We start from the raw sequence: 26,569 nt of genomic DNA on the forward strand, positions 1-26,569 counted from the left end.
ACGAGGTCACATTCTGCTCTCCCGCACCGACAACCCGCGCCGCCCGCCGCCGGGGGCGGCACCGCGCAAGGAAAACCAACAGCGAGAGGGGTCACTCCGTTGGCGGAGCGACCCCTCTTCCCGGGCGGGCGGGCGGCGGTTACAGACCCGCGTACGAGTGCACGCCGTTGATGAAGATGCTGACCCCGTAGGAGTTGAAAAGGAAGCAGCCGAAGGCGATCAGCACCAGCCAGGCCGCCTTCCGGCCCTTCCACCCGGCGGTGGCGCGGGCGTGCAGGTAGCAGGCGTAGCCGACCCAGGTGATGAACGCCCAGGTCTCGGTCGGGTCCCACTGCCAGTAGTGGCCCCAGGCGCTCTCGGCCCAGATCGCCCCGGCGATGATGGTGAAGGTCCACAGCGGGAAGGTGAACGCGTTGATCCGGTAGGACAGCTTGTCCAGGGTCGCCGAGGAGGGCATCCGCTCGCAGATGTCGGCCCAGCGCCCGGTCTTGGCCCGGCCCTCGGCCAGCGCCGCCTCGTAGCGCTCCTTGCACAGGAACATCACCGTGACGATCGCCCCCGCGTACAGCGCCCCGCCGCAGATCATCGCGCCGGACACGTGGATCCACAGCCAGTACGAGTGCAGCGCCGGGACCAGCTGCTCCGAGGCCGTGTACAGGACGGTGGTGGCCAGGCCGAGGCCCAGCAGCACGCCGGTGGTGAGCAGCAGGCCGAGCCAGCGGACGTCCTTGCCGGAGAACAGCAGGCCGAGGAAGACCAGCACCGCGACCAGGGTCAGCGCGCAGGTGAACTCGTAGAGGTTGCCCCAGGGCGCGCGGTGCGCGGAGATGCCCCGGGCGACCACGCCGCCGAGCTGCAACAGCCCGCCGAGGACGGTCATCGCGACCGCGATCCGGCCGACCCGGTCCGCCCGGTCGTCGCCGCCGGCCGCGCCCACGCCGTCCACCGGCGGCTCGGCGTCGCCACGGGTGACCACGTCCACCGAACCGGCCTTGGCGGCGACGGTGCGGGTCAGCGTGGCGGTGCGGCCCCCGGCGCCGGTGACGGTCACCGCGACCTTGGGGGCGGCGGTGCCGCTGACCTTCTCGGCGGAGGCCTGCGCGGTGGCCACGGCCTCGGCCATGGTCACCCCCGGCTGCGCGGTCAACTCGGCCGACTGGCGGGCGATCCGGCCCCGGCCGCCGAAGGTCCACTCGGCCGTGTAGGCCAGGAAGGCCAGCAGGTACACGGCCATGCAGGAGTAGATCAGGACGTTGGAGATGTGGGCGAAGCTGTTGTCTGTCGCCGCGTCTGCGAGGAGTTGCACGCTCGATCAGTCCTTGCTGGAGGTGAGGTCGGCGAGGGGGGCTCCGGTGTCGGCGGAGTCGGCTGCGGGGACGTCGGCCGGGGCCGTGTCCTGCAGGGCGAGTGCGATGTCGGCGAGTTCCTCGGCGATCCGGGCGGACTCGCTGCGGGCGAGACCGGCCACCTCGACGATGGTGCTGCCGTCGGCGCCGGTGACCGCGCGGACCCAGATCCGGCGGCGCTGGATGAACAGCGAGCCGATCAGGCCGAGGATCGCCAGCACCGAACTGATCAGCGCGGCGGACGTGCCGGGGTTGTGGGCGATGGTGAAGTTCACCCACTGCTTGGTGCCCTCGAAGGTGAGCGTGCCGCCGTCGGGCAGCTTCAGGCCGCCGCCCGGGACGAGGGCCACCGAGAGCGGCGCCCCGGCCACCTTGTACTGGGTCATGTGGGTGGTGTCGAGGGTGTAGACGCTCTGCGGGATGCCGGAGTCCACGCCCAGGTCACCGTGGTATATGGCGAGGAACAGCTTCGGGTTGTACATCGCCGGGAAGACCGACTGCGGTCCCGAGTTGGTGTCGGTCGACTGGGTCGGCGCGAAGAAGCCGGAGAAGCCGAGCTGGGTGCTCTGCCCGGTCTTGGTGGTGTAGCCGTCGGCGACCTTGATCGCGCAGAGCGAGGTGACGTTGGCGTCCTGCGGCAGGCACACGGTCGGGCCGTCGAAGATGACCTTCCCGGCGGCGTTGGTCACCCGGACCACCGGCGCGTAGCCGTGCGCGGTCAGGTAGACGTTGCTGCTGCCGATCTTCAGCGGGTCGTTGACGTGGATCACGCCGCTCTTCTGCCTGCCGCTGTCACCGGTCTGGTAGGTGATGTTCGCGGAGTAGGTCCGCGGCGTGCCCATCTGGTCACCGCTGGTCTGGTACGTCGCGGTGAAGCTGTTCAGCGTGAACGAGAACGGGTCGAGGCTGTCCGCGGTGTAGAACGCGCTCGGGAAGAAGTCGTCGTACATGGAGACGTTGTTGCTGAAGCCGTCGCCCTCGACCACGACCACCGTGCCCATGCCGCCGAACAGCTTGGTCACCGCGAACGCGATCAGCATCGCGATCAGCGAGATGTGGAACAGCAGGTTGCCGACCTCGCGCAGGTACCCCTTCTCCGAGGTCACCGAGTCGCCGCCGGAACCGCCGGAGCCACCGGAGCCGCCCGCTCCGGTCGCGCGCGAGGTGCGGAACCGGCGCCGGCGCAGCAGCGACTCGGACGCGGCGAGCACCGCGTCCGCGTCGGCGCTGGTGCGCCAGGTCGCGTACACCGGCAGCCGGACCAGGTGCCGCGGCGCCGCCGGCGGCCGGGACCGCAGCACGCCGACGAACTGCCAGGTCCGCGGGATGATGCAGCCGAGCAGCGAGATGAACAGCAGCAGGTAGACCGCCGAGAACCACCACGAGCCGTAGACGTCGAACATCTGCAGCTTGTCGAAGACCGGCGACAGCAGCTTGTGGTTGGTGTGGAAGTTGTCGACGTTGATCTGGCTGGCCGAGGTCTGCGGCACCAGCGAGCCCGGAACCGCCGCCAGCGACAGCAGGAACAGCAGGATCAGCGCGATCCGCATGGACGTCAGCTGCCGCCAGCCCCAGCGCAGCCAGCCGAACACGCCGATGCCGACGACCTCGCCGCCGACCGTCGCCTCGGCCGGTTCCTCGCGCGGCGCGCTGCTGAGCCGTTCGGCGGCGGCGAGCTCGGTCTGCTCGTCACCGACCTCCGGCCGCGTCCGCCCGCCCGGCTCCGGCGTCTCGTCTGCCGCGCCCAGCTCGCTGGCGTCGGTCCCCGGACTGTCGCTCATGTTTCAGATTCCCAACGTGAAGCCGGCGGTCGAATACCGCAGCTGTGCCACCAGCTGCGCCCAAAGCCCCGTGACCAGCATCAGACCGACCAGGACGAGCATGCCGCCGCCGATCCGCATCACCCACTGGTAGTGCTTCTTGATCCACCCGAATGCCCCCAGCGCCCGGCGGAAGGCCAGTGCCGCGACGATGAACGGGAGACCGAGGCCCAGGCAGTAGCAGACGCTGAGCAGCGCCCCCCGGCCGGCGCTGCCCTGGTTGAAGGAGAGCGCCTCCACCGCGGCCAGGGTCGGGCCGATGCAGGGCGTCCAGCCGAGCCCGAACACCGCGCCGAGCAGCGGCGCGCCGATCAGGCCGACCACCGGCTTGCGGTGGCTGCGCAGCTCCCGCTGGCTGAAGCCCGGCAGGAAGCCCATGAAGGCCAGGCCCATCAGCACGGTGAGCGTCCCGGTGATCCGGTCGATCAGCGTCTGGTGCGCCAGCAGGTGGTTGCCGAAGTAGCCGAAGGAGGCGCCCAGCGAGGCGAAGACCACGGTGAAGCCGAGCACGAACAGCAGCGCGCCGAGGAGTACCCGGCCGCGCCTGCGCCCCTCGGCGTCGGCCAGGTCCACCGCCGAGAAGCCGGTGACGTACGAGAGGTACCCGGGCACCAGCGGCAGCACGCACGGGGAGAAGAACGAGACCAGGCCGCCGAAGAGGGCCACCGGGATGGCCAGTACCAGTGCCCCGGAGGCCACCGTCTGGTTCGGGGCGAACGCCAGGAGTACCGGAGCGGCGGCGCTCACGACTTCTCCGCGAGCACCGGTGCCAGCAGCTGGGTCAACTGGCTGCCCTCCAGCGGCTCCAGGGCGCGGACCGCGATCCGCCCCTGCCGGTCCAGGATCAGCGTGGACGGGATGGCCTGCGGGTCGAGGCTGCCCGCCGGGAAGTGCAGCAGCAGCGAGCCGTCCGGGTCGTACAGGCTCGGGTAGGTCAGCCCGTGCGAGCTGACGAAGGCCTGCGCCTCCGGCTCCTGGAGGTCCCGGGTGTCGATGCCGAGGAACGCCACGCCCTTGCCCTGCTGGGCCTGGTAGACCTGCTCGAACCCGGACGCCTCGGCCCGGCAGGGCCCGCACCAGGACCCCCAGACGTTGATCACCACGACCTTGCCGCGGAAGGAGGAGAGGGCGAGCTGCTGCCCGTTCAGGTCCTTGCCGGAGAGGCTGATGGCGCTGCCCCGGTGGGCCGCCGCGACCGTGGTGACCTCGCCGTCGCCCTTCACGAAGGACGTGTTGCTGCTGTCGCTGGAGGAGGAGCCGGTCGACGAGCAGCCGGCCAGGGCCAGCGCCGACGCCACCGCGAGCGCGGCGACCAGGGTGCGCGGTGACGGGCGCAGGCCGGCACGCTCGCTCATGCCCTTGCTCGGGCGCGGGGTCAGGCGGGGGGTAGGGCTTGGGGTCAGGCGGGGGCGCATGTGAAGAGTTTCGCATGGGTATTTTGAGCGGTTTCACTGCCCCCGCCGTCAGGTCGTGGCACAGACCCTGACCTGCTACGACGCGTGTTCGAACAGGTGCTCAGGCGCCGAAGCTCTTGGCGACCGGAGCGTCGCCCCGGCGGCCCTTCCCGGCCAGGTGCGCGGGCAGCAGATCCCGCGCGGGCTCGCTGTAGCCGATCGACACGATGGTGTCCCCGTGGTACGTGAAGCTGGTCAGGCTGGCCAGCGAGCACTGCCGCTTGCGCGGGTCGTGCCACAGCCGCCGGTGCTCGGTGAAGCAGCGGGTGACCCAGATCGGCAGCTGGTGGCTGACGCAGACCGCCTCATGGCCCCGGGCGGCGTCCCGGGCCGCGTTCAGCGCCCCCACCATCCGTACCACCTGCTCGATGTACGGCTCACCCCAGGACGGGCGGAACGGGTTGGTCAGGTACTTCCAGTAGCCGGGGTTCCGCAGCGAGCCGTCGCCGACGCCGAAGGTCTTGCCCTGGAAGATGTTCTCGGCCTCGATCAGCCCCGGGTCCACCGCCGTGACCAGCCCGTGCGCGGCGGCGATCGGCGCGGCGGTCTCCTGCGCCCGCTCCAGCGGCGAGGCCACCACGTGGGTGATGTCGCGTCCGCTCAGGTGCTCGGCGACCCGCTCGGCCATCTCCTTGCCCAGCTCGGAGAGGTGGTAGTCGGGCAGCCGCCCGTACAGCACACCCTCCGGGTTGTGCACCTCGCCGTGCCGCATGAGATGGACGACGGTGACGTCGTTCGCTGAGTCGGTTCGGCTGCTCACCTGGACTGCTCCTTCGGGATGCTGCTCGGTTCGGAACACCACCGGCCCGGGACGCCCCCGGCCCGGCCCACTACTCGCCTGCCCTGCTCTGCGCCTGCCCTGCTCGGCCGCTCGACCGCCCCGCTGTGCCGCTACCGCTGCCGCGGCGACGCCAGTATCGCCCAGCAGCCGCCCGGCGACCGGCCCGCTCCGCCTCACCCCCGCCGCCCGGTCGGGGGTGAGGTGGAGCGGGCCGGTCGCCCCGCCGTCACCCGGCGGTGGCCTCCGCCGCCGCCCGGGCCGCCGCCGGCAGCGCCGCCGCGATCCGCTCGATCGCGCGGTCGTCGTGCGTCGCCGACACGAACCAGGACTCGAACGCCGACGGCGGCAGGTACACGCCCCGCTCCAGCATGGCGTGGAAGAAGCCGGTGAAGCGGAATGCCTCCTGGCGGCGGGCCGCGTCGTAGTCGGTGACCGTCTCGTCGGTGAAGAAGACCGAGAACATGCTGCCCGCGTGCTGCACCCGGTGGGCCACCCCCTCCTTGCTCAGGGCGGCGCCGACCAGGCCGGAGATCTCGGCGGAGACCCGGTCCACGGTCGCGTACACCTCGTCGGTGCAGCCGCGCAGCTGGGCCAGCCCGGCGGCGGTCGCGACCGGGTTCCCGGAGAGCGTGCCCGCCTGGTAGACCGGCCCGGCCGGGGCGAGGTGCGCCATCACGTCCGCGCGCCCGCCGAAGGCCGCCGCCGGGAAGCCGCCGCCCATGACCTTGCCGAAGGTCAGCAGGTCCGGCGCCCAGCCCTCGTTCGCGGCCTCCAGCCCGTACCAGCCGGCCCGGGAGACCCGGAAGCCGGTCATCACCTCGTCCGAGATGAAGAGCGCGCCGCCCTCCTGGCACAGCTTCGCCAGTCCGGCGTTGAAGCCGGGCAGCGGCGGGACGACGCCCATGTTGCCCGGCGACGCCTCGGTGATCACGCAGGCGATCTCACCGGGATGGGCGGCGAAGGCGGCCCGGACCGCGTCCAGGTCGTTGTAGGGGAGGACGATGGTGTCGGCCGCGGTGGCGCCGGTGACGCCGGGCGTGTCCGGCAGCGCGAAGGTGGCGAGCCCGGAACCGGCGGCGGCCAGCAGCGCGTCCACATGTCCGTGGTAGCAGCCCGCGAATTTGACGATCTTGGAGCGCCCGGTGAAGCCGCGCGCCAGCCGGATCGCCGACATGGTCGCCTCGGTGCCGGACGACACCAGCCGCACCTGCTCGACCGGAGTGACTCTGCTCACAATTTCCTCGGCCAGCTCCACCTCGCCGATACCGGGCGTGCCGAAGGAGGTGCCCTGGGCCACGGCCGCCTGGACCGCCTCGATGACGGCCGGGTGCGCGTGGCCGAGGATCATCGGTCCCCAGGAACACACCAGGTCAACGTACTCGCGGCCGTCGGCGTCGGTGAGGTAGGGGCCCTGGCCGGACACCATGAACCGGGGCGTTCCGCCCACCGCGCGGAAGGCGCGGACGGGCGAGTTGACGCCACCGGGGGTCACCACGGAGGCGCGCGCGAAGAGTTTCTGGGACTCGGGTGCTTCGTACGGGTAGGTCACGCCACACATAGTCTCAAATCTGCGTCTTTCAAAAATCGCTGCCCGTCACTCGGCATGTCCTGGCCGATCATCTGGGACGATGATCGGGCCGCAGTGCACAGCCGCCTGCCCGCTCACTGTTGGCAAATGGGTGACTGCCAGTAAGGATGGTCAGCGGTGTCCGACGCGCGCGATGGGTCCGACGGTTCGTCCAGGGCTGCGCGCAGAAACGGGCGCCACGGCAGTCACAGCAGTGAGAGCAGCACGGGATCAAGGGGTGGTGGCATGGGGGTGACCTACAAGTACTTCGGCGCACCCGACCGCGCGACCGCAGCTCGCGTCCCCACCGCCCTCGGCCGCGACGGCCTCGGCTTGGACGCAGGCGAACTGGGCACCCTCGGGCGCCTCGGCGAACTCTTCGGCCAGGACGGTTCCGAGGAGTCGATCAGCGGCAGCCTGTCGACCAAGATCAAGCCGGAGACGATGAGCGCGATGGTGCTCACCGGCATCGAGGGCATCCCCCTCTCCGCCGTCCCCCCGCTGGAACTGGTCGTCCTCCACCCCGACTACGCCGTCTTCCAGCTCCCCCACTCGGTCGTCGAACCCCTCCGCAAGGCCGACGAGGCCGAACTCGGCACCGCCGCCTTCATCTGGTCCACCGTCCCCGACCGCCGAGGCCCCCGCGACGCCTTCGTCATCTACCAGATGCTCCACGAGTGGCAGGACTTCGCCTCCCGCCTCCACGACGCAGGCCACCAGCTCTACTGCCTGATGTGGCCCTGACCTGCGGGTTCACCGATTCCCGGCGATCACCGGCGGCTAGGCCTCGTAGCTCCAAGCACGGCCGACCTGCCGGTACTCCTCGACGGGCAGGGGTTGCACGCCTGCGCGCATGCGGGCGAGGTAGAGCAGGCCGTCGAGGTGGTCGATCTCGTGGTGGACCAGCCGGGCCAGGCCGCGCTCGTAGTGAGTGACAGCAGTGCCGCCGTCCAAGGTGGTGGTCTCCACGGTGATGGTCAGCGGACGCGGGACCAGTCCACGGACGTCGAAGAACGAGAGACAGCCCTCGTACTGCTCGTCGCTGTCCACCGAACTGTCGATGATGCGGGGGTTCAGCAGCACGATCGCCGGGGCTCCGGGTTCGGCGGGCTGGACCACGGCGGCGGCTCGGTCGATGCCGAGCTGGGGGGCGGCGATGCCCATACCCTTGGCGAAGGAGTGAACCTGGCCGATCGGGTCGAGCGACGCGAACAGCCGGTCCACGGCCGCTTCAGCTTCCGGGCGCTCGGCGGGCAGGTCGAACCGACGGGCTGGCTGCTCCAGGATCTCGGCGCCGTACTGGACCACGCCGAGGTCGCGCATCCGCTGGCTGGGCTGCACCTGGATCACCCGAACTCCCCATCATCACGTTCCCGTTCAGGACGCGCCCGGAGGGCGGATCGCCGTCGACCCACCCCTAACAGGGCAGCTGGAGCGGGCGGCCCGACGACGGGCATAGCGCAGTCGGGCCCTTATGCCGGGGTGGGCAGGGCGCTGAGACGGTCGCGGAATTCGGCGACCCGGGCTTCGCGCCGGTAGGGGCTGAGCTTGGCGCTGAACCCCTGAAGGCGGCTGGTCGCGCGGGCGGAGGAGACGCGGCTTTCCAGGAGCGCCGCTCCCTGGTTCGCGGCGTCCAGGGCACCGTCGAGGTCCTTGCCGAGCAGGCGTGCTTCGGCCAGGCGGGCGGACCGGACGGCGGCGTCGCGGGGTACGGCCTGGTTGACCGAGTCCTCCAGGGACGCTGTGGCCTTGTCGTACTGGCCGGAGGCGAGGAGGAGCTTGCCTTCGCTGGAGGCCATCTGGGCCGGGCCGTACCAGGCGAGCCAGTCGGGCCGGTCTTCGCCGGTGGTCTGGTGCCGGTCCCAGAGGGTCACCGCGCGGCTGAAGGAGGCCCCGGCCCGCTCGTGGCGGCCCTCGCCGGCGAGGGCAACTGCCTGGTGGACGTGCAGGAAGGAGCCGACAGCCGGGGCGAGGGACTTGGGAGCGTTGTCGATGGCGGTGGTGATCAGGTGGACGCGGTCGCGGGGGTGGCCGGCCTCGGCTACGTGGATGCCCATCTCGGCGAGGATGAACGCGCCGAAGGCTCCGTCGCCCGCTGTGCGCGAGGCGCGCAGGGCGCCGACGTAGTACTGCTGCCCGGCGGAGTGCAGACCGGTGTCGAAGGCCATCCATCCGGTCAGATAGCAGACCCGGGCAGCCAGGGCATGCAGTCGGCCGCCGACCTGCTCGGTGTACCGGCCGCCCTGAAGAAGCCCGGTGATCAGCGAGAGGTCACCCCGGGCCTGCTCCAGCAGGCGAGCGCCGCCCATTTGGGCATCCAGGGAGCGCAGGGTATCCACGCGCTGCTCGATGGTGGTGACCATGGCGTCGGTCACGCGGTCGCCATCCAGGGCGGAGGCAAAGGCGGACGGCGCGTCAGCCCAGCTTGCGGCAAGGGCCACCAGGGCGGCCCCCGTGATCGTGACGAATCCTCGACGGTCCATGAGCCCACTCCCGTTCAGGTGTGCCAATGCATCCACGGTACCCGGGGTATCCCAGGATGCCCGCAGACCCGGCACCTCCCACACCGGCAGCCACAACGGCCATTCCTCGTAACGCCATTGGTGGTCCGCAAGGCCGATCAGATCGGCGATGAGACCCTGCGTCGGCTCGTCGGGGACCTGGCCGTGCTCCCACTTCCACACAGTGGAGCGGTTGCAGGCGATGTTCAACTTCCGAACGGCGGCAAGCTCGTTCAGCAAGCGCGCGAACTCGACCGGCCCCCAGCCATAGCTCTGGCGTAAGTACGTCAGTGGATGCGCTGCGGTGTCAGACATGGCGTCACCGTCTCCCTGTGGCCCTACCTCCGAGCGTACCCAGCCCCCTGGCAGCCTGATCTGCTGCTCCACAGGGAGAAACCCCCTAGAAACGTTCCGGTACTGAGCATCTGGGCGTTCAGTAGTCACCGGACACCACCGCAGGCTCTCCCCGGGATTCAGAGGTGTCCGCACCGGAATCAGTGCCCCCACCTCCACCAGGAGAAGCGCCTTGTCCCCACCTACCTCCGCTCAAGCAATCGACGGCCCGCAGATCGGTGACCTCGTCCGGAACCAGCACGGTAGCCAGTTGGTCGTTACGGACATCCGTGGAGGACAGCAGGTCCTGCGCCCCCGGTACGGCAGCCGCGAGTACTCCGTTGATGATCACGTCGCCCTGTCCCTGGTCGCACGGCGTGGAACCTGGGGAGACCTCCCGAACGGAGGGTTCCAGCGATGACCCCTGCCGACCGTCGGCGCACCGTCGCCGAGTCGGCTCCGATCCCGCTGACGGCGTGCGGCACGCCAAGTCCGCAGGTCCTGCGGGTCACGCAGGAGGCGCCACAGCGGCGAGACGTGAGGTATGACTCCCGTGCCGAGCAGGCAGCCCTGCCCGTGGAGATCCACTACTCGGACGGCACGGCCCTTGAGGCGCTCCTCATCCTGACTCCCGGACAAGTCGAGCTTTTCCGGATCAAGTTGGACCAGGCGATCGCCCAGCGTCGGGAGTCCGGCAGGTGAACGGACGGCACGCAGCCCCTGACCGCGTCAGCGCGGCCTTGGGCACGGCATGGACCGCATTCTCGGCTGTGGCCTTGGCACTGCTCGCGCTGACCGCCCGTACGCCCGACCCCTATGCGCCTACCAAGCTCCCGGTCGGCCCTGCTCCGGCGACCGCACCCGATCATCCGGCCCAGGGCCCCTGACGCTCCATCACAGCTGTTTCAGATCAGCCGCGCATGCTCTACCTGAACTCAGATCCGTACAAGGATGGACAGATGGGCGACTGGGAGTTCGTGAAGGACAGAACGGCCACACGGGGCGCGGTGTGGCGGTCAACGAACGGCTTGCTCTACAAGCGGACCGGCGGCGAGGACCTGCGGGAGGAAGGCGAGTTCCAGCGGCTCGCCACTGATCTCGGCTACCCGGTCCCGGAGATCATCGACAGCGGAACAGAGAACGGGCGCTTCTACGTCACGGAGCGCTCCCTGGGCGACGCCTCGCTGCACGATCACGCCCTGGCCGACGCGCAGCGCTATGGACAGGTCAGCGACGAGGTGATCGGCCAGGCGGCAGCCGTCGCTTCCGAACTGCTGCTGGCCGAGGCGAGGCATCCCCTGCTCGCCTCCCCTTGGTTCGAACGGGCCGCCTTCGCTAAGGACGTCTTCGAGGAGAACCCGGACTTCGACTCCGCACGAGTCCACGACACCGTCGAACGCGCCCTTGACCGGCTGGCACAGCTCCCGACGGTCCACGGGCACCTGGACTACGGCCTGCCCAACGTCCTACCGGCCGGTGTCATCGACTGGCAGCACCACGGGCCCGTCCCACTGGGCTACGACGTCTACCCCGCGCTCGACATCGTGGCCTTCAAGGGCGGCAACAAGGGATACCGCATCACCCCCGAGCAGCGCACCGCCTACGTCTCCGCGCTCGACACGACCGCCACCGCACTCGCCGTCCCGCGCGTGAGCGGATACCTGGGCGAGTTCCTGCTGGTCAAGTGCTTCTTCTTCCTCGCGTTGATGCGACCGGCTGAGCCCGCCCGGCCAGACAAGCACATCAAGTGGCACTACCGCCGAGCCCTTTTCACGATGGGACTTGATCAGTATGAATCGTCCGGCACGATCGACACCGGAGCCTTCCCCACGCTGGACCAGTTCACCGCCGATCACCGGTAGCCCCATCCCCGCCGTGCGGGACCGCGACTACCTGATGGACCACCACGGCGTCGTTTTCAAGGTCATCGGCGACAGCCACCCCGGCAGCCACTATCTGGGCTACGTGAAGTACCACCCCGACGAGAAGGGCGACCGCAGGCTGTTCGGCCAGACCTACCGGCAGAACAGCGTCGTGTCGAAGTCCTTCGGCATCCTGGCCGGCAGGCCCGAGTGCTACGTGTACTCCGACACCCTCGGGTGCGTCATCACCGGCATCCCGCGCGAGGACATCGCAGTCCACTACTCCTGCCGCCAGGCGATCCACGCCGAACCCGGCCTGGTGGCCGACAACCCGGCGGGCCACGACCTCCTGTCGATCACCGAGTGGGTCATGGCCGACGAGGCGCAGGGGCTCATCGGCGTCACCGGCTCGTTCCTCGTGGGCTGCTACAACGAGCGCTCCGACATCGACCTCGTCTGCTACGGCCCGCAGGGCTACCAGGCCGCACAAGACCTCTTCCAGCAAACCGAGTTGATCAGGCCCTACGAGGGCGACGATCTCACCCGCCTGTACATCCGCCGGGCCAAGTACATGGAGGGGTGCTCGTTCGACGCGCTCATCAGGCAGGAGCGGCGCAAGCTCCAAGGGCTGACGGCAGGCAGCGGCGCGCACATCAACTGTGAGCCCATCCGCGCCGACCGCGACCGGACCTTCTCCCAGGTCTCTTCCAAGGAGATCGGTGAGGTCTCGCTCCTCGCGAAGATCACTGACCACAGCGAAGGACTGACGACACCGGCCGTCTACAGGATCAAGGTCAAGACCATCCTCAGCTCGACCATCGACGAGCCGGACTCCTTCGCCCGCAGGATCACCCACATGCGCTCCTACCTGGGCGCCTACACCGGCGCCTTCCGAAGCGGCGACACGGTCCACCTGTCCGGCAAGCTCGTCCACACCCAGGACGGCGAGCACAGCGGCTTCGGCATCGAGCTGACCCCCTGGAGCGTCAGCGGCTCCTACGTCGCCAACCTGGCCGGCTAGGAACCACGCCCATGCCGCTGCTGATCATCCGCCACGCCGAGTCCGTCGAGAACGCCACCAAGCACCACGGCTTCTACCAGGACCCACGCCCCTACGGCGGAGCCGCCGCCCACTGGATCTCCCACGACCTAGTCGGCCTGACACCACGCGGCTTCCGCCAGGCCAGGTGGCTCGCCGACCTACTCCCTGCCCTCGCGGGAGACGAGCCGCACGTCTACACCTCGACCTACCGCAGGGCGATCGACACCGCACTGATCGCGCTGCCCGACCTCCCCAACGGCCGTCACCAGCAGACGGCCCTGCTGGACGAACAGCACTACGGGGACGCCACCTACATGACCAAGCGCGAACTGTTCGCCACCTACCCGGACCAGGCCGAGGTCCGCCGCGAGCGCAAGCACCTGTGGACGGCCCCGGGCGCGGGCGAGTCCCTCGCTGAGGGCGTCCGCCGACGGGCCGCCGCATTCGCCGCGCAGGCCCAGAGCGAACTCCGCTCAGCCAGTGCGGTCGTCGCCTTCACCCACCAGACCACGGCCGTGGCACTGCGCTCGCTGCTCGAAGGCCGCCCCCTGCCCGAAGTCCTCGCGGAGGAGAGGCAGGCCAAGCTGCCCAACGCCGCGATCCTCCATTACAGCCTGCGGGACGGGCGCTTCGTCCGAACCGGGACGGTCATCCCGCCGATCTAGGAGGTCTCGTGCGGCACCTGTTCCTCAACGGCCCCGTCCAGAACGGGCCCTTCACCTTCCAGTCCAAGCCGGGGAAAGCCGTGGGCATCCGCCTCGCAGCGGCCCTGAACGCCATCATCGGCGCACCGACCGCGCCGCACCTGTGGAACACCGTGACGCTGGCCGGAGACCTCCGGTACCGCCAGCTCAACGACACCACGCTCACCCGCGAAGCCTTCGAAGCCGACCTCATCGCCGCCAAGTACCCGCCCGACCCGCCACCAGCCGCAGGCGTCGTCACCGACACCTCCAGCGAGGTCGCCGAGTTGGCCATGGAGATGGTCGAGGCCAACCTGCGTACCGGTGCCCTGACCATCAGCCGCGAGACCGTCCCAACCTGCCGGGTCTGCGGCCACCTGACCGGCAGCGGCGGCCACCCCTGCAACGCCTGCGGCAGCACCGCTACCCAGGACCGCACCGGACTGCACCTCGTCGCCCACCTCGCCAAGGACCGCCCTGTCCTTGACCGCTCGGACATCCACGCCAGCCACCGCCAGCAGCCCAAGCATCTCCAGAACACCGCAGCCAATACCCCCGCCCGCCTGATCCTGTCCCGGACCCGCGACCATGGCATCGACCTGGCCCCGCTCGGCCTGCCCGCCCTCGTCCTGGACCCCCGGGTCAGCCTCCACGTCACCGTCCTGGCAGCCGCGCGAGGGCTCGACGCCGACGTGGCCGTGATGACCATCACCCAGAACGCGGCCAACCACATCGCGGCCCACGGACAGCACTTCCGGACATACGACGGCACCCGGCTGCGGTACGCCCTCCACGGTCACCTGCCGTACGACCACACGGCCGACCTCCGGGCCGTCTACGAGGCATACCGCGCCGGCGCGGAAACCACGAGAGCGTTCGAGACCTGGTTCCTCCCGCTAGTCTCACTCAAGGAGAAGGGCGCGACCCACCCACAACAGCTCCCCGCCCTCTTCAAACACTTCATGCGCGCGACCCTGGCCCGCCCCACCGAGCCCGACCCAGCCACGATCCAGGCGGTCCAGCAGGAAATCGAAAACGGCGGCACCGACTGGATCACCAGCAGACACAGGCTGGCGACCGTGCTGGCCGCAGGTAGGTCATTTGCGGGCCACGAAGGGGCCACGCGAGACAGGTCTGATTTGGCCCATAGATCGCTTCGAGCACAACGGCTGGCTTGAGGAACGAGCAGTCGCTGTTCTGCACCGAGAAGTCACCAGCACTCGTTGACCGCCTCCAGGGCAGGCCAACATATCGGCTGGTCTGCCCCGGCAAGCGATCACGAGTCGTCGCTAGCGCCGCTTACCTCGCCGTCGTGGCAGAGCCTGAGCCCTGCGGCGGTGTGGGCTTCACCTGAGCTGTCGGGCTAGGGCCCGGTTGAGGCGGCTGGACCGGGGCAGGCTGCCGGGGACGGTAGCCCTCTCGGATCTCCGCTCGGCGTCCCCCCTTGGTGATCTCTGATCGCTCCACTTTTTTGTTGTCTGCCATGTTCCGCTCGATTCTGCTTCGGGGGCCTGAGGACCAGTGTGCCACGCAAGAAATGGCAACCGGCCTACGGACTGGGAGGCGATGCTTCAGGCTCTGGTGTTGTCGGCCTGAGGAACTCGACCACAACGGCATTGCCGCAATCGATATGGATTCCTTCCGAGTTTGGCGTCTCTTTAACGAACTCGCCAACATCGCTCATCTGTGTCGGCAACGGCTGAAAATGGGCCGGTCTGAACGGTTCAATCGTGGGCCATCGTGTGGTCTCGTTCGTTGGGTTCAGTCGTTGCCGGTGGTGGGGGTGCGGCCGAGTTCGCGGCCTCGCATGCGGTAGGACTCGCCTTTGAGGGAGTGGACCTCGGCGTGGTGGACGAGTCGGTCGATCATGGCGGCGGCGACGGTCTCGTCGCCGAAGGTCTCTCCCCAGCGTCCGAAGGGCTTGTTGCTGGTGACGATCACGCTGGCCCTTTCGTATCTGTTCGATATGAGCTGGAAGAACAGGTTCGCGGCCTCGGACTCGAAGGGGATGTAGCCGACCTCGTCGATCACGATCAGCGGGTAGCGGCCGAGCCGGACCAGCTCGTCCTGGAGGCGGCCGGCCTGGTGGGCGGCGGCGAGGCGGTCGACCCACTGGGCGGCGGTGGCGAACGCGACCCGGTGGCCCGCCTGGCAGGCCCTGACCGCGAGGCCGGTGGCCAGGTGTGTCTTCCCGGTCCCGGGCGGCCCCAGAAATACGGCGTTCTCCTTGGCCGCTATGAAGTCCAATGTTCCCAGGTGGGAGAGTTGTTGGCGGGTCAGGCCGCGCAGATGGGTGACGTCGAGCTCCTCGATGGTCTTGATGGCGGGGAAACGGGCGGCGCGGATACGGCCCTCGCCGCCGTGGGAGTCGCGGGCGGAGACCTCGCGTTGCAGGCATGCGACCAGGTACTCGGTGTGGGTCCAGGACTCTGTCTGGGCGCGTTCGGCCAGCCGCTCAGCGGCGTCCAGCAGGGCGGGTGCTTTCATGGCGCGAGAGAGGAAGGCCAGGTCGGCGGCGGTCTGCCGACCAGTGCGGGTGGTCTGGCTGTTCGTTTTCGCCCTGTCGCCGGTGTTGTTTGCGGTAGTCGTGGTGGTGTGGGCCATCAGGTGTCCTCCTTGCCCGCGCCGCCCTCGATGAGGGTGAACATGCGGTCGTAGGTGCCCAGTTCGCGTTGTTCAACGTCGATGCCGAGGCTGTCGGGGGTCAGGGCCGCGGCGCGGGCGGTGGCTGCTCGGGCGGCCTTTTGGTGGATGACCTCGCCGCGCAGGACGTGGGCCGCGGCGGCGTGGTCGGGGTCGGTGATCGACTGGTGCCTGGCCCAGCAGCGGGCATGGCGGGCCACCACGTCGTTGCCGGCGATGGCGGTGATCTCCTCGTTGTCGGTGCGGACCATCACCGTCCTGCCGATCGCGCGGGGATGGACGGAGTAGTCGTTGGTGTCCACGCGGATGTAGTGGTCGCGGCCGATGCGGGTGTGGAAGCGCCACCAGTGCGGTGGGGTGACCGGCGGGATGGTCAGCATCGCGGCCCGGTCGGCCTCCCAGCGGTCCACCGGGCGGGCGTCGATGGAGCGGTGCCGGCGCCGGTTGGCGATCTGCAGCCACGCGCTCAGCTGGGTGTTGAAGTCGTCGGGGCCGGTGAAGGTGCGGCCGGGCACGAAGCTCGTCTCCAGGTAGCCGTTCGCGCGCTCCACCAGGCCTTTCGCTTCCGGGTCCCGGGGCCGGCAGAGGTGGACCTTGACCGCGAGCAGGCCCGCGAACGCAGCGAACTCGCTGGTCAGCTTGCCCTTGCCGACACCGGCCTCGTTGTCCCAGACCAGCATCTTGGGCACCGCTGCCCAGCCGTCGGCGAGCAGACGCCAGTGGCCGTCGATCAGGTCACCGGTCTGCCGCGACGGCAGCATCCGGGCGGTGATCACCCGCGAGTAGCCCGACACGATGACCAGCACCGGCGGGCGGCCCGACTGGCCGTAGCCCAGCGGGATGTCGACGGCGGGGAACCACAAGTCGCACTGCGCGAGCTCACCGGGCTCGTAGACCGTGCGCGAGACCGGGTCCACCGGCAGGAAGGCCGGCCGCAGCTCACGCACCCGCTCACTCAGGATCGTCAGCCCGCGCTCCCAGCCGATCCGCTCCGCAATCACGGTCACCGGTATCGTCGGGGTCTGCCTGAGCAGCTCGCGGACTGCGGGCTCGACCGCGTCCACCGCCGAGCCCTTCAGCGGACGCTGGTACTGCGGGGGCCGGTCCGAGGCCAGTGCCCGCAGCACGGTGCCCCTGGAAATCCCCAGCTGCCGGGCCACCGCCCGGGCCGACAACCCCTCAGCCCGGTGCAACCGGCGAATCTCAGCCCAGTCCTCCACGTGGATCACCCTCTCTTCCTCCTGACTCCAGCCCAATGAAGTCAGAATGATCAAGAGATCACCCAGTGGCCCGCTTTTGATACGCCGTCCGTGGTCCCCATTTCACCCGTTGCCGACACTCTGCCAGGCGGTCTCCAGATAGAGCTGTCGGGACTCAGGGTAAGAGCTGGAGTACGAGTTCAATCCGTACCAGCCTCCAAGCCATTTTCCTTCCGTGAGAACACGCACGAAGCACGGCTCACGCGCTACGAAGCTGAAGTCCCACGCTTGTGGGGTGCTGTCATAGGCGACACGAAGGTGGCTCCACCATGCAGGTTGCCCAAGCCAGTTCGGGAGAGCTACCCACGGCACCCGGGTCCGACCATAGTCGGCTGCTGCCAGCGCAGACGGGACCAGAAAGAGAAGAGCCAGCGCAATGAATCCCTCCGCCCGCACCTCTCCGAGATGAGCGACGCCGGTGCCGACTCCAGCCGCTGTTCGATATAGCCTGACCAGCGCCGAGCCGAACAGCGCCAGGTACAGGGCGTTCAGAAACGTGCTGACAGACAAGGCGCGCAAGATCAACGTGGTGGCATTTTGATCACTGGGTGTCGGCCCTCTAAGCCGCGATCTCGCAGCCTGGAAGACGGCTCCCGGCAAAACGAACATGAGCACAATTAGCAACTGCGCCTGTGTATCGGGAATGGTCACGATCACCTTTTACCGGATGCGGGGGCTCTTGTCAGGCGAACCGCGTACATCGCTGGACCTGCTTAGGTCGCTGCCCACACCGTGATGCTCGCCTTCCCCGATGGCTGGCGATCCGTCGCGGCACCTGTACACCTGTGGACTCAGGCAGAACGGTAGATCGAAAAGAAGCTGGCCTACATCAACAGCGCTGGGCCGTCGGGGAGCTTCGCTGGATCGAATGCGACGGGACGGTGGGCGCTTCGGTCAATCTCGATGACGCGGGCCACGGATAGGGCAGTCGTGTGGGCTCGCGCCGAGGTGACGATCAGCTGGAAGCCCTGGTCGGCGAGTTCCGAGAGTGCGTCGAAGATCTCGCGTTCCGCCATGGAATCCAGAAAACCGGGCTCGTCGATGAAGATAATCCTGTTCGGCGCACCGTCCGACTGGACAAGGGAGCGCAGGTAGAACTGCCACTGCTTCAGCCGGGAGGCATAGCGGTCGCGAGCCGGGACGGTGCGGTCGGTGAGGTAGTGGCAACTGTACGACGTCCGCTGGCCGTTCCAGGTGATCTGGAGGTGCTTCGCGAGGTCCTTGCTCGCCGAGCTCGGCTGGCCTATCGGGAGAGCAGAGCGCTTCGAGTTCATCGACAGGGCCAGGGCTTCTAGCAGGATGGTCTTCCCGGTGCCGTTGGCGCCCACGAGCACGGTGATCCCCTCGTGGAAGTTGATTCCCTGGCGTAACGCTTCGGCGACCGGCAGGGTCCCGAGTTCCTGGTAGGAGGGTGGCAGTTCGACTGCCTGAAGAATGGCGTTGGTCGTCACGGACGAGGTGGCCGGGGTATAGCCCTGGCGCGCTAGCCCCTGTCTGGCGATCCAGCGGATGGACTCCGCAGGATCGTCACAAAGGGAGCTGAGGACGGCGTGTGCGACCCCGTCGTCGGTCCAGCCCTCGGCGAGGAACTCCGCAGCAATCGCCCGGACCAATACCTCACTGTCGCAGGACAGAGCAATCAGGCAGTCGCGGACCACTGGATCATCCGCCCACCCTTGAACCAGGGCCTGCATCACCACATGCCTGACTCCGGCATCCTCGTGCTGGACGAGCCGGGCCAGCGCGTCCCGTGCGGCGTGGTCGCCCGCCCAGCCGTGTACCAGCCCCAGCGCCGCCATCTGCCGGACGCGGTGCTCGGGGTCACCGGCCAGCGCCGCGACTGCGTCCCGGGCCTCGGGGTTCCCGGCCCAGGCTGCGGCCAGGCCCCAGGCCGCGCTGCATCGGATGGCAGGCTGGTCGTCATGGACGAGTCGCAGAAGGGTATCGCGAGTGCTCGGGTGGTGGGCCCAGCTCACCAGTACGGTTCGCAGGGCGGCGTTGCGGGCGAGCGGGTCGCTCAGGCGGGTGGCTGCCACCAGGATCGCTAGTTCGTCGTCGGGGGCCAGCGGTGCGTTGTCTACGAGGGCGCGCCGCAGCTCACTAATCTTCTGCTCTTCGGCATCGTTGTACTCCTGGACCTGGCCGAGGGCGGTCGCGATGTCCGCGAGCGCGGGCTCCGCGTGAAGGCCGGGGGAAAGGACGCTCCGAGGCGGCAGCAGTGGGAGGTCGGGCAGCGACCGCAGGTGCCCTACGTCGGCGTGCGCGGCTAGCCGCCGCAGGTTGCCCTGCGCCTGGTCCCACAGCAGCTCCAGCGCCCGCCGCCGATAGTCGACCCGGCCGTACTCTGCCTCCGCCACCGCCTTGTACTCGACCGCCTCAGTGCGCTGCCGCTCGGCCAGCGAGCGCGGAACTGTCCTCCCGGCGGTGCGTGGTGCGCCGAACAGGTCGAGGTCGAGCTCGGTGATGATGTCCCGCAGCGCCTCGATGATCTGCAGCAGCGTGCCCATCAGTGCCTGGGTGTCGCTCAGCTCCCGGCGAAGGCGGTCCCCAGTGCGATGCGCCCGTTCGAGGTCGAGCTGCGCCTGGAGCGTGGCGATGGCCGCCGCCGTGGTAGGCGGCTCCGGTTGCAGCCGTGGCTGCGGCAAGGCAGCTGAGCGGGCCCGCAGCCGCCGGGCCTTCGTCAGCAGCTCCGTCGCCTCCCGGCACAGCGTCTGGTGGCGCTGCGAAGACAGGCCGGCGGCGGCGCTGGTGATCTCCAGGAACACCCCGAGGAACCGGATGGACGGCAGCACGGCACCGCTTTTGAACAGGCGGTCGAGGTGCGACTTGGAGAAGCTCATCCCGTCCACTGGCTCGACCGGCCCGCCTGCCCCCGCCGCGATCCGCGCCTGCTCTCGGTCGGCTCGCTGCTGGAAGGCACGGGCGATCTCACGTGCGCTGAGGCCCGCCTCCTGAGCCTGGGTCCGGAGGAATTCGCCGAGTGTAAGCGCTGCATCGGTGCCGTCTCCCTTTGATGCGCTCATCGCTGGCTTTCCTCGATCTCTGCCCCAGGGGCACCTCAGGCTCGTCTCTGGGGCAGGCCCAGGGACACCTGCCATCCTCCCAGGTCGGGCCCTCGGCCAGCTGGCGAATGCCCCGAGTGGTCCCGGGCTGTCCCAGCCCGTCCCAGCGCAGGTTGGGGGCACCGCCCGCGCCGAGCACGCTGGCTGCGCGGTCGAGACGACCGTGAGGCGTTCCGAGCTGTGGAGGCGTACTGCGATGGCGAAAGAGGTCAACAAGGCAGTCCAGGCGATCGGCGAGGTATGCACCAGCCATCTGGGCGGCATTCCGGAGCTGCTGGTGGCTGCAGTGCCGGATTTCCTCGGCGGACTCGCGGTGGCGCTGGTCACCGCGCTGGGCGCCTGGGGCCTGCGCCGACAACGACGCGCGCTGATCCGACAAGATCCGAGGGGCGAGGACCTACGTGCTGTGCATGCTGGAGCCCTTGCGGAAGGCGGTGGTACGCCGGAACGTGTTCGCCCGGCCCGCGAAGCAGTGGCCCGACCCTCAGGCGAGGCTGAGGGGGGCCAACAACAAAGCGAGAGTGAGGATCACCAGGGCACATCCAGGGCACACGATAGCGAAAAGTGCCTCCGAACAGCGAAAACCATGAAAGATGGTTTTCGCAGCTCAGAGGCACTTTCGGTGCGTTTCCGCAGGTCAGCGCATCGCCCACGCGAATAGCTCCACGAGTGGCAGGACTTCGCCTCCCGCCTCCACGACGCCGGCCACCAGCTCTACTGCCTCATGTGGCCCTGACCTGCGGGTTAGTCGTCTCCTCGGGGTGAGGTACGGAGTCAGCCAGAGGCCTGTCGGCTGTCCCCCCAGGGCACTTTGAGTGCACACCGCAAGGGATTCGGCCCCCGATTCCGTCCTGCTCAGCACCCGGACAAAAGCAGCTTGGCATCCCGTAATACGCGTCATACACTGAAGTCATGGCGAAGACCAGGATCAGCATCAGCCTCGACGCAGCGCACGCCGAACAGATCAGAGCGCACGCCGACCGCGCCGGGATGGACGTCTCGGCCTACCTCGTCAATGCCGCGACCCGGCAGATGGCCGAGACCGATGCACTGGAGGATCAGTTCACCTCCATCGATGCAGTGATCGCCGCAGCAGAAGCCGAAGCATCGGAGTTGCCCGAGCTGCCCCACGTTGCCGAGGACGACCTCACCGAACAGGAGCGACGTGAGGTCGAGGAGGCCATGGAGCTCGTCTACGGCTCCGACCGGCCCGCTCAGCCGCGAGGGCGGCAGCAGCACCCCGGCCACGCGGCGTGAACGCCCGCGTCCCCGTCTACGACACCGGCATGCTGATCGCGCTCGCCGATCGCAAGGCCAAGGCAGTCCGCCTGCACGAAGGCATGAAGGCGACCCCGCACCGTGCAATCGTGCCGGGACCAGTCCTGGGACAGGTCTGGCGCCCCACCCCAAGTACCCTCCACGCACTGGCAACTGCCCTACGGGACTGCACCATCCCGCACGCGCGCAGCTCACCCGGCGCCCTGCGCCCGACAGCCGCCGGACAATCCGTATGCCTGCTCTGCAGCACACCCCCGGACCTGGCCGAGTGGCATCGCATCGGCGGAGCCCTGGGCACCGCCGATCTGCCGCCCAAGAAGCGCCCGGATGTCGTGGACGCCCTGGTCGCCATCACAGCAATCCGTCACGGCAGCGCAGTCGTCTTCACCAGCGACCCTGACGACATCAGCGCCTACCTGTCGGCGCTCAACGCTCAGGACGTACGCCTCGTCGCCGTCTGACGACCAGCCAGTGCGTTCACGGCAGGGCACATGAGCGCAGAGCGCCGCCGACCAGCGAAATCGATGCAAGGTCGTTTTCGCTGATCGGCCGCGCTCTCACCGCATCGTCACAGGTCAGCCCCGGTGCCCGCGCGAACAGCTCCACGAGTGGCAGGGGTCGAGATCGCTTGCCGGCTCCGTCCCCTACGCACGCTAGGGGCAGCCGGTTTACACCAATCCTCATAGCCGGTGGACGCGGTAGGAGGGCTCGGGCAGACCGAAGGCCAAACCGTTCTCGTCCAGCGCGTTGTGGACCGTGATCCTCCGGTCACCGAGGATGAAGCTGACCGCCACCATGCCACCGGCGGCGTCTGGACCGAGCCATTCGAGGAACTCGACTCCCGTCACCGTCCGACCGCGCAGTGCGGTGAGAGCCGGCACCGCGTCGTCTCGCCAAGCGAGCCGAAATTCCGGATCCGTTCCGGGCCAACTGACCGGGGCACGCACGTCGACCCCGTCCCACGTGATCGACAGATCGTCCAGCTTGCGGTGATGGATCTGGACCTGCGGCCCGTCGAAGTCGAGCACAACGGGACAATCGGCAAACCACGCATCGTCCTCCAGGTCCCAGACCAGCCAGGACGAAGTCAGCGTTCGGCCGACCAGCGTACGAAGACCACCAGCGTGCGCGGAGCTGATGTCGGCAATACCGCTGAGCCACTGCGGCCGGTAACCGGGAAGCCCGAAGTCGAACATGCGCACATCCTGACAGCCTCTATCGAGCTTCCCCGGGCGACCGCACTCAGGAATGCTCCGCGGCATGGACCGCTACGAACAGAACATGAGGCCTTCGACTTCCTCATGTCGCTCGGCCCAGTCTTCGACCTGCGGTTCACCGACGACAGCACCTTCCCCGTTCAGGTGGTTGAACCCTGTGACGTCAATCGGCTGGCCCTCACCGAAGTAGAGCCAGCGTGAAGCGCCACCGGCGGGAGAGCACTGCGTGCACATCGCCTGCACATGGGAACGGAAAACGACCATGAACAGTGCAAGGTGCTGAACACTGAAATCCCAGGTCAGCGCCCGTTTGAGCGGATCACCCCAGGTCAGCGACCTGGGGTGATCATTTGCTCCACGAGTGGCAGGACTTCGCCTCCCGCCCCCACGGCGCCGGCCACCAGCTCTACTGCCTGACGTGGCCCTGACCTGCTGGTTTGGAGCCTCTTCAGGGGACTGTTCGAGCTGGCGCGAGAGCCTGTCAGATGACCCGCAAGGCGCCTTGAGGTCACGACAGCCGAGTTTCAGCCGCCTGGCTCGTTCTGCTCGGCCCTTGGCGGAAGCTCTCAATGTCCCGGGACGCGGGTCTGTGGGGCCTCCCGTTTCACCATTGGTGAAGGCGCGATCGGGTCAGACGCCCATCACCGTGATCGCCTGGCTGCCGTGGATCTGATCCAGGTAGGCCTGGATGTCGTCCTGGTCCGAGGTGGCGACGATCGTCGCATCGATCTCTACGGCCGTGAGCGCGACCAGGCCATCCACTGGATCAGGCTTCTTCTTCGGATTGAGATCCGCCCTGCCGATCAGTTCACCCACCCTGCGCCACTCCGCCTCGGTGTAACAACACACCACCGCGCAGTCCTTGAGGGCCCGCGCCAGGTAAGCAGTGCGGGCACCTCCGCGCCACGCCTGAGCGACCACGGGGGCAGGAACGACCGGGCGCCCGGTCAGGCAGTACTCCGCGTGCAGCACTCGGGCTCGCCGGTCACCAGGCTCCGCGAGCGCGATCAGCATCCCCGCGTCGTACACCACGTCACCGAGCGAATCAGCATCAGGACACGTCGGGCAGCCCCGATTCACGCCGCGTTCCGACGGGAACGAGTGGCTGCCGCCCGGGATCGAGCTGCCGCAACCTGCTCCCGGATCCGAGCGGACTCCTCGTCTGCGGGTGCGTCGCCCGCAGACGACCAGTCCAAGGACTCCGCCTCGGCCTCAGCGGCGGCGATGGCCGCGTCGATATCCGCGAAGGACGCGGCGATGCGCTCCCGGCGGACGGCTTCGGTGAGTGCGGCCGCAACCACGAAGGCAGATACATCCTGACCGCCTTCCTCTGCGGCCAGCCTGATGCGTTCGGCCTGATCGAGATCCAGGCTGATGGAGATCCTCGTCTTCGCCATGGCAAAATCGTAACACGCCGTAATACGACAGCTGAGGTGACCCCAGCCCAGGCGGCCACGTCGGCGAAGCGCCTGATCACCCAGGGCACTTCCAGTGCATCGACGCGCGAGAAGTACCGCCGACCCGCGAAGACCACGAAAGGCCGTTCTCGCTGATCAGCGGCACTTCAGCAGAATCGCCCCAGGTCAGCGCGGTGCCAGCGCAAATACCACCACGAGTGGCAGGACTTCGCCTCCCGCCCGCACGACGCCGACCACCAGCTCTACCGCCTGATGTAGCCCTGAGCCGAAGGAAGGTCAGCGGACGTACTGCTTGAGGATCTCGGTCTCCAGGGTGATCCCCAGTCCGGGGATCACGACGTTCGCCCCAAACACATCGGACCGGATGCTGCGGTACTTCCCGCCCTCGGGCTCGGTGTGCACCATCGTCTCGCAGGTGTCCCGGTCGATCAGCAGGTACACCGGAATGCCCGCCTCGGCATAGGCCGCCGGCTTCTCGACGCGGTCGCGTCGGTCCGTGTCGGGATCATAGGACGTGACCTCGACCACCATCAGTGCACCCTGCGAATCAGCCCATTCACCCTGCCCGGCGAAGTGGGCGATCGGCGCGAGGACGCCGTCCGGGCGGGCGTGGCCGGATCGGTAGGCGTCCACCCGCAGGCCCTGCTCGATGTGCAGGTCCAGCTCTGGACGACTCTGCATGCACCGCCGCAGCAACCACATGATGATCGCCCCGCGGTCACCGTCAGGCACTGCCTTCACTCCGATTTTCCCGTTGATGAACTCCAAGGTGACGGTCTCGGGCGTGTGGGCCGCGATCTCCTCGAACTCCTCGACGCTCATCTGTGGACGATGATCAGCTGTGATGCTCATGAGGTCACCCCCCTGCCCCAAGCAGTCTCGATTCGCTCCACGGTATCGCTCTCGCGCGATCAGGGTCCGGTCTACTGCGGAGCATCTCGTCGCGTCGAACTAGCGCGTGCACATCGCCTGCACATGGGAACGGAAAACGACCATGAACAGTGCAAGGTACTGAACACCGAAATCCCAGGTCAGCGGCCTGGGGTGATCATTTGCTCCACGAGTGGCAGGACTTCGCCTCCCACCAGCTCTACTACCTGATGTGGGTCTGACCTGCGGGTTCCCCGTCTCTCGGTGATCACCGGCGGCCGGTCAGCGGACCCTCTGAGCTGAGCTTCTCCTCAAGCGTTCATACCGTCGGTGAACCCGGCCTTGCGCAGGGCCGTGGGGGCCCACCCGCTGCTACGGTCGCTGGCATGACGGTTCCGGTCTCCGGCGGCGCTGCCGTTGATTTGCGGGTTGAGGCGGTCGGCAGCGTCTTGGAGCGTGTCGAAGAGGCCCTTCAAGTGCGCCTGGACCGGGCAACGGTAGTGCGCAAGCGTCGTTCGGTCGGAGCGCGCACCGACCGTGGGAGCTGGGTACGGATCGAACGCCGAGAGCTCGACCGGATCGGCACCCAGGGCTGGAACGGTACCGAATGCGCGGCGGTTCTTGATGGGATCGCGAAGCCCGAATGGCGGTCGGCCGTCTCCTGGCACGACGGGGCGGAGTCGGCGATGTGGCGGGCCGACGAGACCTCCCTCCTCCCCGGAGAGCCGGTTGGATCCAGCGTGCTCGCCGCTCATCCGCAGCTGTCCGACTCCTGGTGGCGCGCGTTGAACGCCTCGCTGGACGCGTTGGCCGCTGGGCGCACGACGCGCGTCGCCACGCCGGACACGGTGCTGATCACGCAGGCTGTCGTCAGTGAGGCCATCCGAGCCGCATTCGGCGGCGGCTTCGACACGACGGTCAGCAGGTGGATTCCCGCACACGCGGACCTGAACTGGGCCAATGTGAGCGGTCCGGAGTTCTGCCTGTTCGACTGGGAGGACTGGGGGAACGCGCCGCTCGGATTGGATTCCGCATCGCTGTGGGGGAGCTCGCTCGCGGTCCCGGCTCTGGCCGACCGTGTGCGTCAGGAGCGGCGCGGCGATCTGGAGAGCCGGGACGGCAAGCTGATGAGCCTGTTCGTCTGCTCGAAGTTCGCCGGCGCCGACGCCCATCCCGAGGATCCCCGGGTTGAGCCCGCTCGACGCGAGGCGGCTCGAATCGTCGCAGAGCTTCAGACCCGTTGACGAAGCGCCCTCTCGCAGAGGAGTTCGCGGTACTGCGCGACGACACGCTCGTCGACATCGCAGCCAAGGAGGGAGTAGGGCAGTTCCCTCGGGGGCCGTTGGTTGTTTTCGCTGATCAGCGGCACTTTCTCCGCATCGTCGCAGGTCAGCGCGGCGCTCGCGCGAATGGCTCCACGAGTGGCAGGACGT

Annotated in this window: 26 protein-coding genes; 10 read left to right on the forward strand and 16 right to left on the reverse strand. The window is 68.5% G+C overall.

What is annotated here, in order from left to right; translation table 11 throughout:
- Positions 1–139: 139 nt before the first annotated feature.
- From ccsB to hemL, 6 genes are all read right to left on the reverse strand, one after another.
- Positions 140–1,306: a c-type cytochrome biogenesis protein CcsB gene (ccsB, locus tag GXP74_RS36300; protein ID WP_225448437.1), complete on the reverse strand. Its 1,167-nt coding sequence runs from the start codon at positions 1,304–1,306 to the stop codon at positions 140–142.
- 6 nt (positions 1,307–1,312) lie between these two features.
- Positions 1,313–3,127 carry a cytochrome c biogenesis protein ResB gene (locus tag GXP74_RS36305; protein ID WP_182455460.1) on the reverse strand — a complete coding sequence of 605 codons (1,815 nt, stop codon included), beginning with the start codon at positions 3,125–3,127 and terminating at the stop codon, positions 1,313–1,315.
- Positions 3,128–3,130: 3 nt separating this feature from the next.
- A complete protein-coding gene (locus tag GXP74_RS36310) occupies positions 3,131–3,913 on the reverse strand; it encodes a cytochrome c biogenesis CcdA family protein (RefSeq protein WP_182455461.1) in 783 nt (260 codons plus the stop codon).
- A complete protein-coding gene (locus GXP74_RS36315) occupies positions 3,910–4,521 on the reverse strand; it encodes a TlpA disulfide reductase family protein (protein ID WP_182455462.1) in 612 nt (203 codons plus the stop codon). Before GXP74_RS36315 ends, GXP74_RS36310 begins: the two co-directional genes overlap by 4 nt.
- A gap of 160 nt (positions 4,522–4,681) precedes the next feature.
- Positions 4,682–5,332, reverse strand: a complete 651-nt coding sequence (locus tag GXP74_RS36320; RefSeq protein WP_182456885.1) for a histidine phosphatase family protein — start codon at positions 5,330–5,332, stop codon at positions 4,682–4,684.
- 295 nt (positions 5,333–5,627) lie between these two features.
- On the reverse strand, positions 5,628–6,959 hold the full coding sequence (gene hemL, locus GXP74_RS36325; protein ID WP_182455463.1) for a glutamate-1-semialdehyde 2,1-aminomutase: 1,332 nt from the start codon (positions 6,957–6,959) through the stop codon (positions 5,628–5,630).
- Between the two features lie 255 nt (positions 6,960–7,214).
- On the opposite strand from hemL, the gene GXP74_RS36330 reads away from it, so the two are divergent.
- Positions 7,215–7,712 (forward strand): hypothetical protein, encoded by a 498-nt coding sequence (locus tag GXP74_RS36330; RefSeq protein ID WP_182446352.1) that lies wholly within the window; start codon positions 7,215–7,217, stop codon positions 7,710–7,712.
- Between the two features lie 36 nt (positions 7,713–7,748).
- Here GXP74_RS36330 and GXP74_RS36335 read toward each other — a convergent pair whose 3' ends face one another.
- Together GXP74_RS36335 and GXP74_RS36340 are read right to left on the reverse strand one after the other, a co-directional pair.
- Positions 7,749–8,318: a peptide deformylase gene (locus tag GXP74_RS36335; protein ID WP_225448438.1), complete on the reverse strand. Its 570-nt coding sequence runs from the start codon at positions 8,316–8,318 to the stop codon at positions 7,749–7,751.
- 122 nt (positions 8,319–8,440) lie between these two features.
- Positions 8,441–9,784, reverse strand: a complete 1,344-nt coding sequence (locus GXP74_RS36340; protein WP_182455464.1) for a transcriptional regulator — start codon at positions 9,782–9,784, stop codon at positions 8,441–8,443.
- A 435-nt stretch (positions 9,785–10,219) separates the two neighbouring features.
- Between GXP74_RS36340 and GXP74_RS36345 the strand changes: the two genes are divergently transcribed.
- The 5 genes from GXP74_RS36345 (at position 10,220) to GXP74_RS36365 (ending at position 14,567) form a co-directional block, all read left to right on the forward strand.
- Complete coding sequence (locus GXP74_RS36345) at positions 10,220–10,504, forward strand: hypothetical protein (RefSeq protein WP_225448439.1); 285 nt, start codon at positions 10,220–10,222, stop codon at positions 10,502–10,504.
- Positions 10,505–10,722: 218 nt separating this feature from the next.
- Positions 10,723–11,664 carry a phosphotransferase gene (locus GXP74_RS36350; RefSeq protein WP_225448440.1) on the forward strand — a complete coding sequence of 314 codons (942 nt, stop codon included), beginning with the start codon at positions 10,723–10,725 and terminating at the stop codon, positions 11,662–11,664.
- Positions 11,665–11,677: 13 nt separating this feature from the next.
- Positions 11,678–12,685, forward strand: a complete 1,008-nt coding sequence (locus tag GXP74_RS36355) for a nucleotidyltransferase domain-containing protein (protein WP_225448441.1) — start codon at positions 11,678–11,680, stop codon at positions 12,683–12,685.
- An 11-nt stretch (positions 12,686–12,696) separates the two neighbouring features.
- Positions 12,697–13,371 (forward strand): histidine phosphatase family protein, encoded by a 675-nt coding sequence (locus GXP74_RS36360; protein ID WP_182455465.1) that lies wholly within the window; start codon positions 12,697–12,699, stop codon positions 13,369–13,371.
- 8 nt (positions 13,372–13,379) lie between these two features.
- The gene (locus tag GXP74_RS36365; protein WP_182455466.1) at positions 13,380–14,567 is read left to right on the forward strand and encodes a hypothetical protein; all 1,188 of its coding nucleotides are present in this window, start codon (positions 13,380–13,382) and stop codon (positions 14,565–14,567) included.
- Positions 14,568–15,150: 583 nt separating this feature from the next.
- Here GXP74_RS36365 and istB read toward each other — a convergent pair.
- From istB to GXP74_RS36385, 4 genes are all read right to left on the reverse strand, one after another.
- Positions 15,151–15,993 carry an IS21-like element helper ATPase IstB gene (gene istB, locus GXP74_RS36370; RefSeq protein WP_182449475.1) on the reverse strand — a complete coding sequence of 281 codons (843 nt, stop codon included), beginning with the start codon at positions 15,991–15,993 and terminating at the stop codon, positions 15,151–15,153.
- Positions 15,993–17,261, reverse strand: coding sequence for an IS21 family transposase (gene istA / locus GXP74_RS36375; RefSeq protein WP_182455467.1), 1,269 nt, complete (start codon positions 17,259–17,261; stop codon positions 15,993–15,995). The genes istB and istA overlap by 1 nt, the downstream gene beginning before the upstream one ends.
- Positions 17,262–17,354: 93 nt before the next feature.
- Complete coding sequence (locus tag GXP74_RS36380) at positions 17,355–17,948, reverse strand: DUF6338 family protein (protein ID WP_182455468.1); 594 nt, start codon at positions 17,946–17,948, stop codon at positions 17,355–17,357.
- A gap of 167 nt (positions 17,949–18,115) precedes the next feature.
- Entirely contained in the window at positions 18,116–20,314 is a 2,199-nt protein-coding gene (locus GXP74_RS36385) for a HEAT repeat domain-containing protein (protein WP_182455469.1), read from the reverse strand.
- Positions 20,315–20,549: 235 nt separating this feature from the next.
- On the opposite strand from GXP74_RS36385, the gene GXP74_RS36390 reads away from it, so the two are divergent.
- From GXP74_RS36390 to GXP74_RS36400, 3 genes are all read left to right on the forward strand, one after another.
- Entirely contained in the window at positions 20,550–21,014 is a 465-nt protein-coding gene (locus GXP74_RS36390; protein WP_182456991.1) for a hypothetical protein, read from the forward strand.
- Positions 21,015–21,265: 251 nt separating this feature from the next.
- Positions 21,266–21,610: a hypothetical protein gene (locus GXP74_RS36395; protein WP_182455470.1), complete on the forward strand. Its 345-nt coding sequence runs from the start codon at positions 21,266–21,268 to the stop codon at positions 21,608–21,610.
- Between the two features lie 29 nt (positions 21,611–21,639).
- On the forward strand, positions 21,640–22,092 hold the full coding sequence (locus tag GXP74_RS36400; protein WP_225448442.1) for a hypothetical protein: 453 nt from the start codon (positions 21,640–21,642) through the stop codon (positions 22,090–22,092).
- A gap of 219 nt (positions 22,093–22,311) precedes the next feature.
- On the opposite strand, the gene GXP74_RS36405 is transcribed toward GXP74_RS36400, so the two are convergent.
- From GXP74_RS36405 to GXP74_RS36420, 4 genes are all read right to left on the reverse strand, one after another.
- The gene (locus tag GXP74_RS36405; protein ID WP_182455472.1) at positions 22,312–22,827 is read right to left on the reverse strand and encodes a hypothetical protein; all 516 of its coding nucleotides are present in this window, start codon (positions 22,825–22,827) and stop codon (positions 22,312–22,314) included.
- A gap of 651 nt (positions 22,828–23,478) precedes the next feature.
- Positions 23,479–23,880, reverse strand: coding sequence for a hypothetical protein (locus GXP74_RS36410; RefSeq protein WP_225448443.1), 402 nt, complete (start codon positions 23,878–23,880; stop codon positions 23,479–23,481).
- Positions 23,881–23,924: 44 nt separating this feature from the next.
- On the reverse strand, positions 23,925–24,245 hold the full coding sequence (locus tag GXP74_RS36415; protein ID WP_182455474.1) for a ribbon-helix-helix protein, CopG family: 321 nt from the start codon (positions 24,243–24,245) through the stop codon (positions 23,925–23,927).
- Between the two features lie 297 nt (positions 24,246–24,542).
- On the reverse strand, positions 24,543–25,118 hold the full coding sequence (locus GXP74_RS36420) for a Uma2 family endonuclease (protein ID WP_182455475.1): 576 nt from the start codon (positions 25,116–25,118) through the stop codon (positions 24,543–24,545).
- 404 nt (positions 25,119–25,522) lie between these two features.
- Here GXP74_RS36420 and GXP74_RS36425 point away from each other — a divergent pair, with 404 nt between their 5' ends.
- Entirely contained in the window at positions 25,523–26,380 is an 858-nt protein-coding gene (locus tag GXP74_RS36425; RefSeq protein ID WP_182455476.1) for a hypothetical protein, read from the forward strand.
- The last annotated feature ends 189 nt before the right edge of the window (positions 26,381–26,569 follow it).

The organism is Streptacidiphilus sp. P02-A3a (assembly GCF_014084105.1).
GTDB lineage: Bacteria > Actinomycetota > Actinomycetes > Streptomycetales > Streptomycetaceae > Streptacidiphilus.

Bases quoted from the DNA above. Each gene is read 5' to 3' on its own strand.
- GXP74_RS36350 (WP_225448440.1), top strand. From the start codon at position 10,723: ATGCTCTACCTGAACTCAGATCCGTACAAGGATGGACAGATGGGCGAC.
- GXP74_RS36345 (WP_225448439.1), top strand. From the start codon at position 10,220: ATGACCCCTGCCGACCGTCGGCGCACCGTCGCCGAGTCGGCTCCGATC.
- GXP74_RS36320 (WP_182456885.1), bottom strand. From the start codon at position 5,332: ATGCGGCACGGCGAGGTGCACAACCCGGAGGGTGTGCTGTACGGGCGG.
- GXP74_RS36385 (WP_182455469.1), bottom strand. From the start codon at position 20,314: ATGAGCGCATCAAAGGGAGACGGCACCGATGCAGCGCTTACACTCGGC.
- GXP74_RS36340 (WP_182455464.1), bottom strand. From the start codon at position 9,784: ATGTCTGACACCGCAGCGCATCCACTGACGTACTTACGCCAGAGCTAT.
- GXP74_RS36360 (WP_182455465.1), top strand. From the start codon at position 12,697: ATGCCGCTGCTGATCATCCGCCACGCCGAGTCCGTCGAGAACGCCACC.
- GXP74_RS36390 (WP_182456991.1), top strand. From the start codon at position 20,550: ATGGCGAAAGAGGTCAACAAGGCAGTCCAGGCGATCGGCGAGGTATGC.
- GXP74_RS36330 (WP_182446352.1), top strand. From the start codon at position 7,215: ATGGGGGTGACCTACAAGTACTTCGGCGCACCCGACCGCGCGACCGCA.
- istB (WP_182449475.1), bottom strand. From the start codon at position 15,993: ATGGCCCACACCACCACGACTACCGCAAACAACACCGGCGACAGGGCG.
- GXP74_RS36395 (WP_182455470.1), top strand. From the start codon at position 21,266: ATGGCGAAGACCAGGATCAGCATCAGCCTCGACGCAGCGCACGCCGAA.
- GXP74_RS36315 (WP_182455462.1), bottom strand. From the start codon at position 4,521: ATGAGCGAGCGTGCCGGCCTGCGCCCGTCACCGCGCACCCTGGTCGCC.
- GXP74_RS36425 (WP_182455476.1), top strand. From the start codon at position 25,523: ATGACGGTTCCGGTCTCCGGCGGCGCTGCCGTTGATTTGCGGGTTGAG.
- GXP74_RS36420 (WP_182455475.1), bottom strand. From the start codon at position 25,118: ATGAGCATCACAGCTGATCATCGTCCACAGATGAGCGTCGAGGAGTTC.
- GXP74_RS36415 (WP_182455474.1), bottom strand. From the start codon at position 24,245: ATGGCGAAGACGAGGATCTCCATCAGCCTGGATCTCGATCAGGCCGAA.
- GXP74_RS36405 (WP_182455472.1), bottom strand. From the start codon at position 22,827: ATGTTCGACTTCGGGCTTCCCGGTTACCGGCCGCAGTGGCTCAGCGGT.
- GXP74_RS36305 (WP_182455460.1), bottom strand. From the start codon at position 3,127: ATGAGCGACAGTCCGGGGACCGACGCCAGCGAGCTGGGCGCGGCAGAC.
- hemL (WP_182455463.1), bottom strand. From the start codon at position 6,959: ATGTGTGGCGTGACCTACCCGTACGAAGCACCCGAGTCCCAGAAACTC.
- GXP74_RS36400 (WP_225448442.1), top strand. From the start codon at position 21,640: ATGCTGATCGCGCTCGCCGATCGCAAGGCCAAGGCAGTCCGCCTGCAC.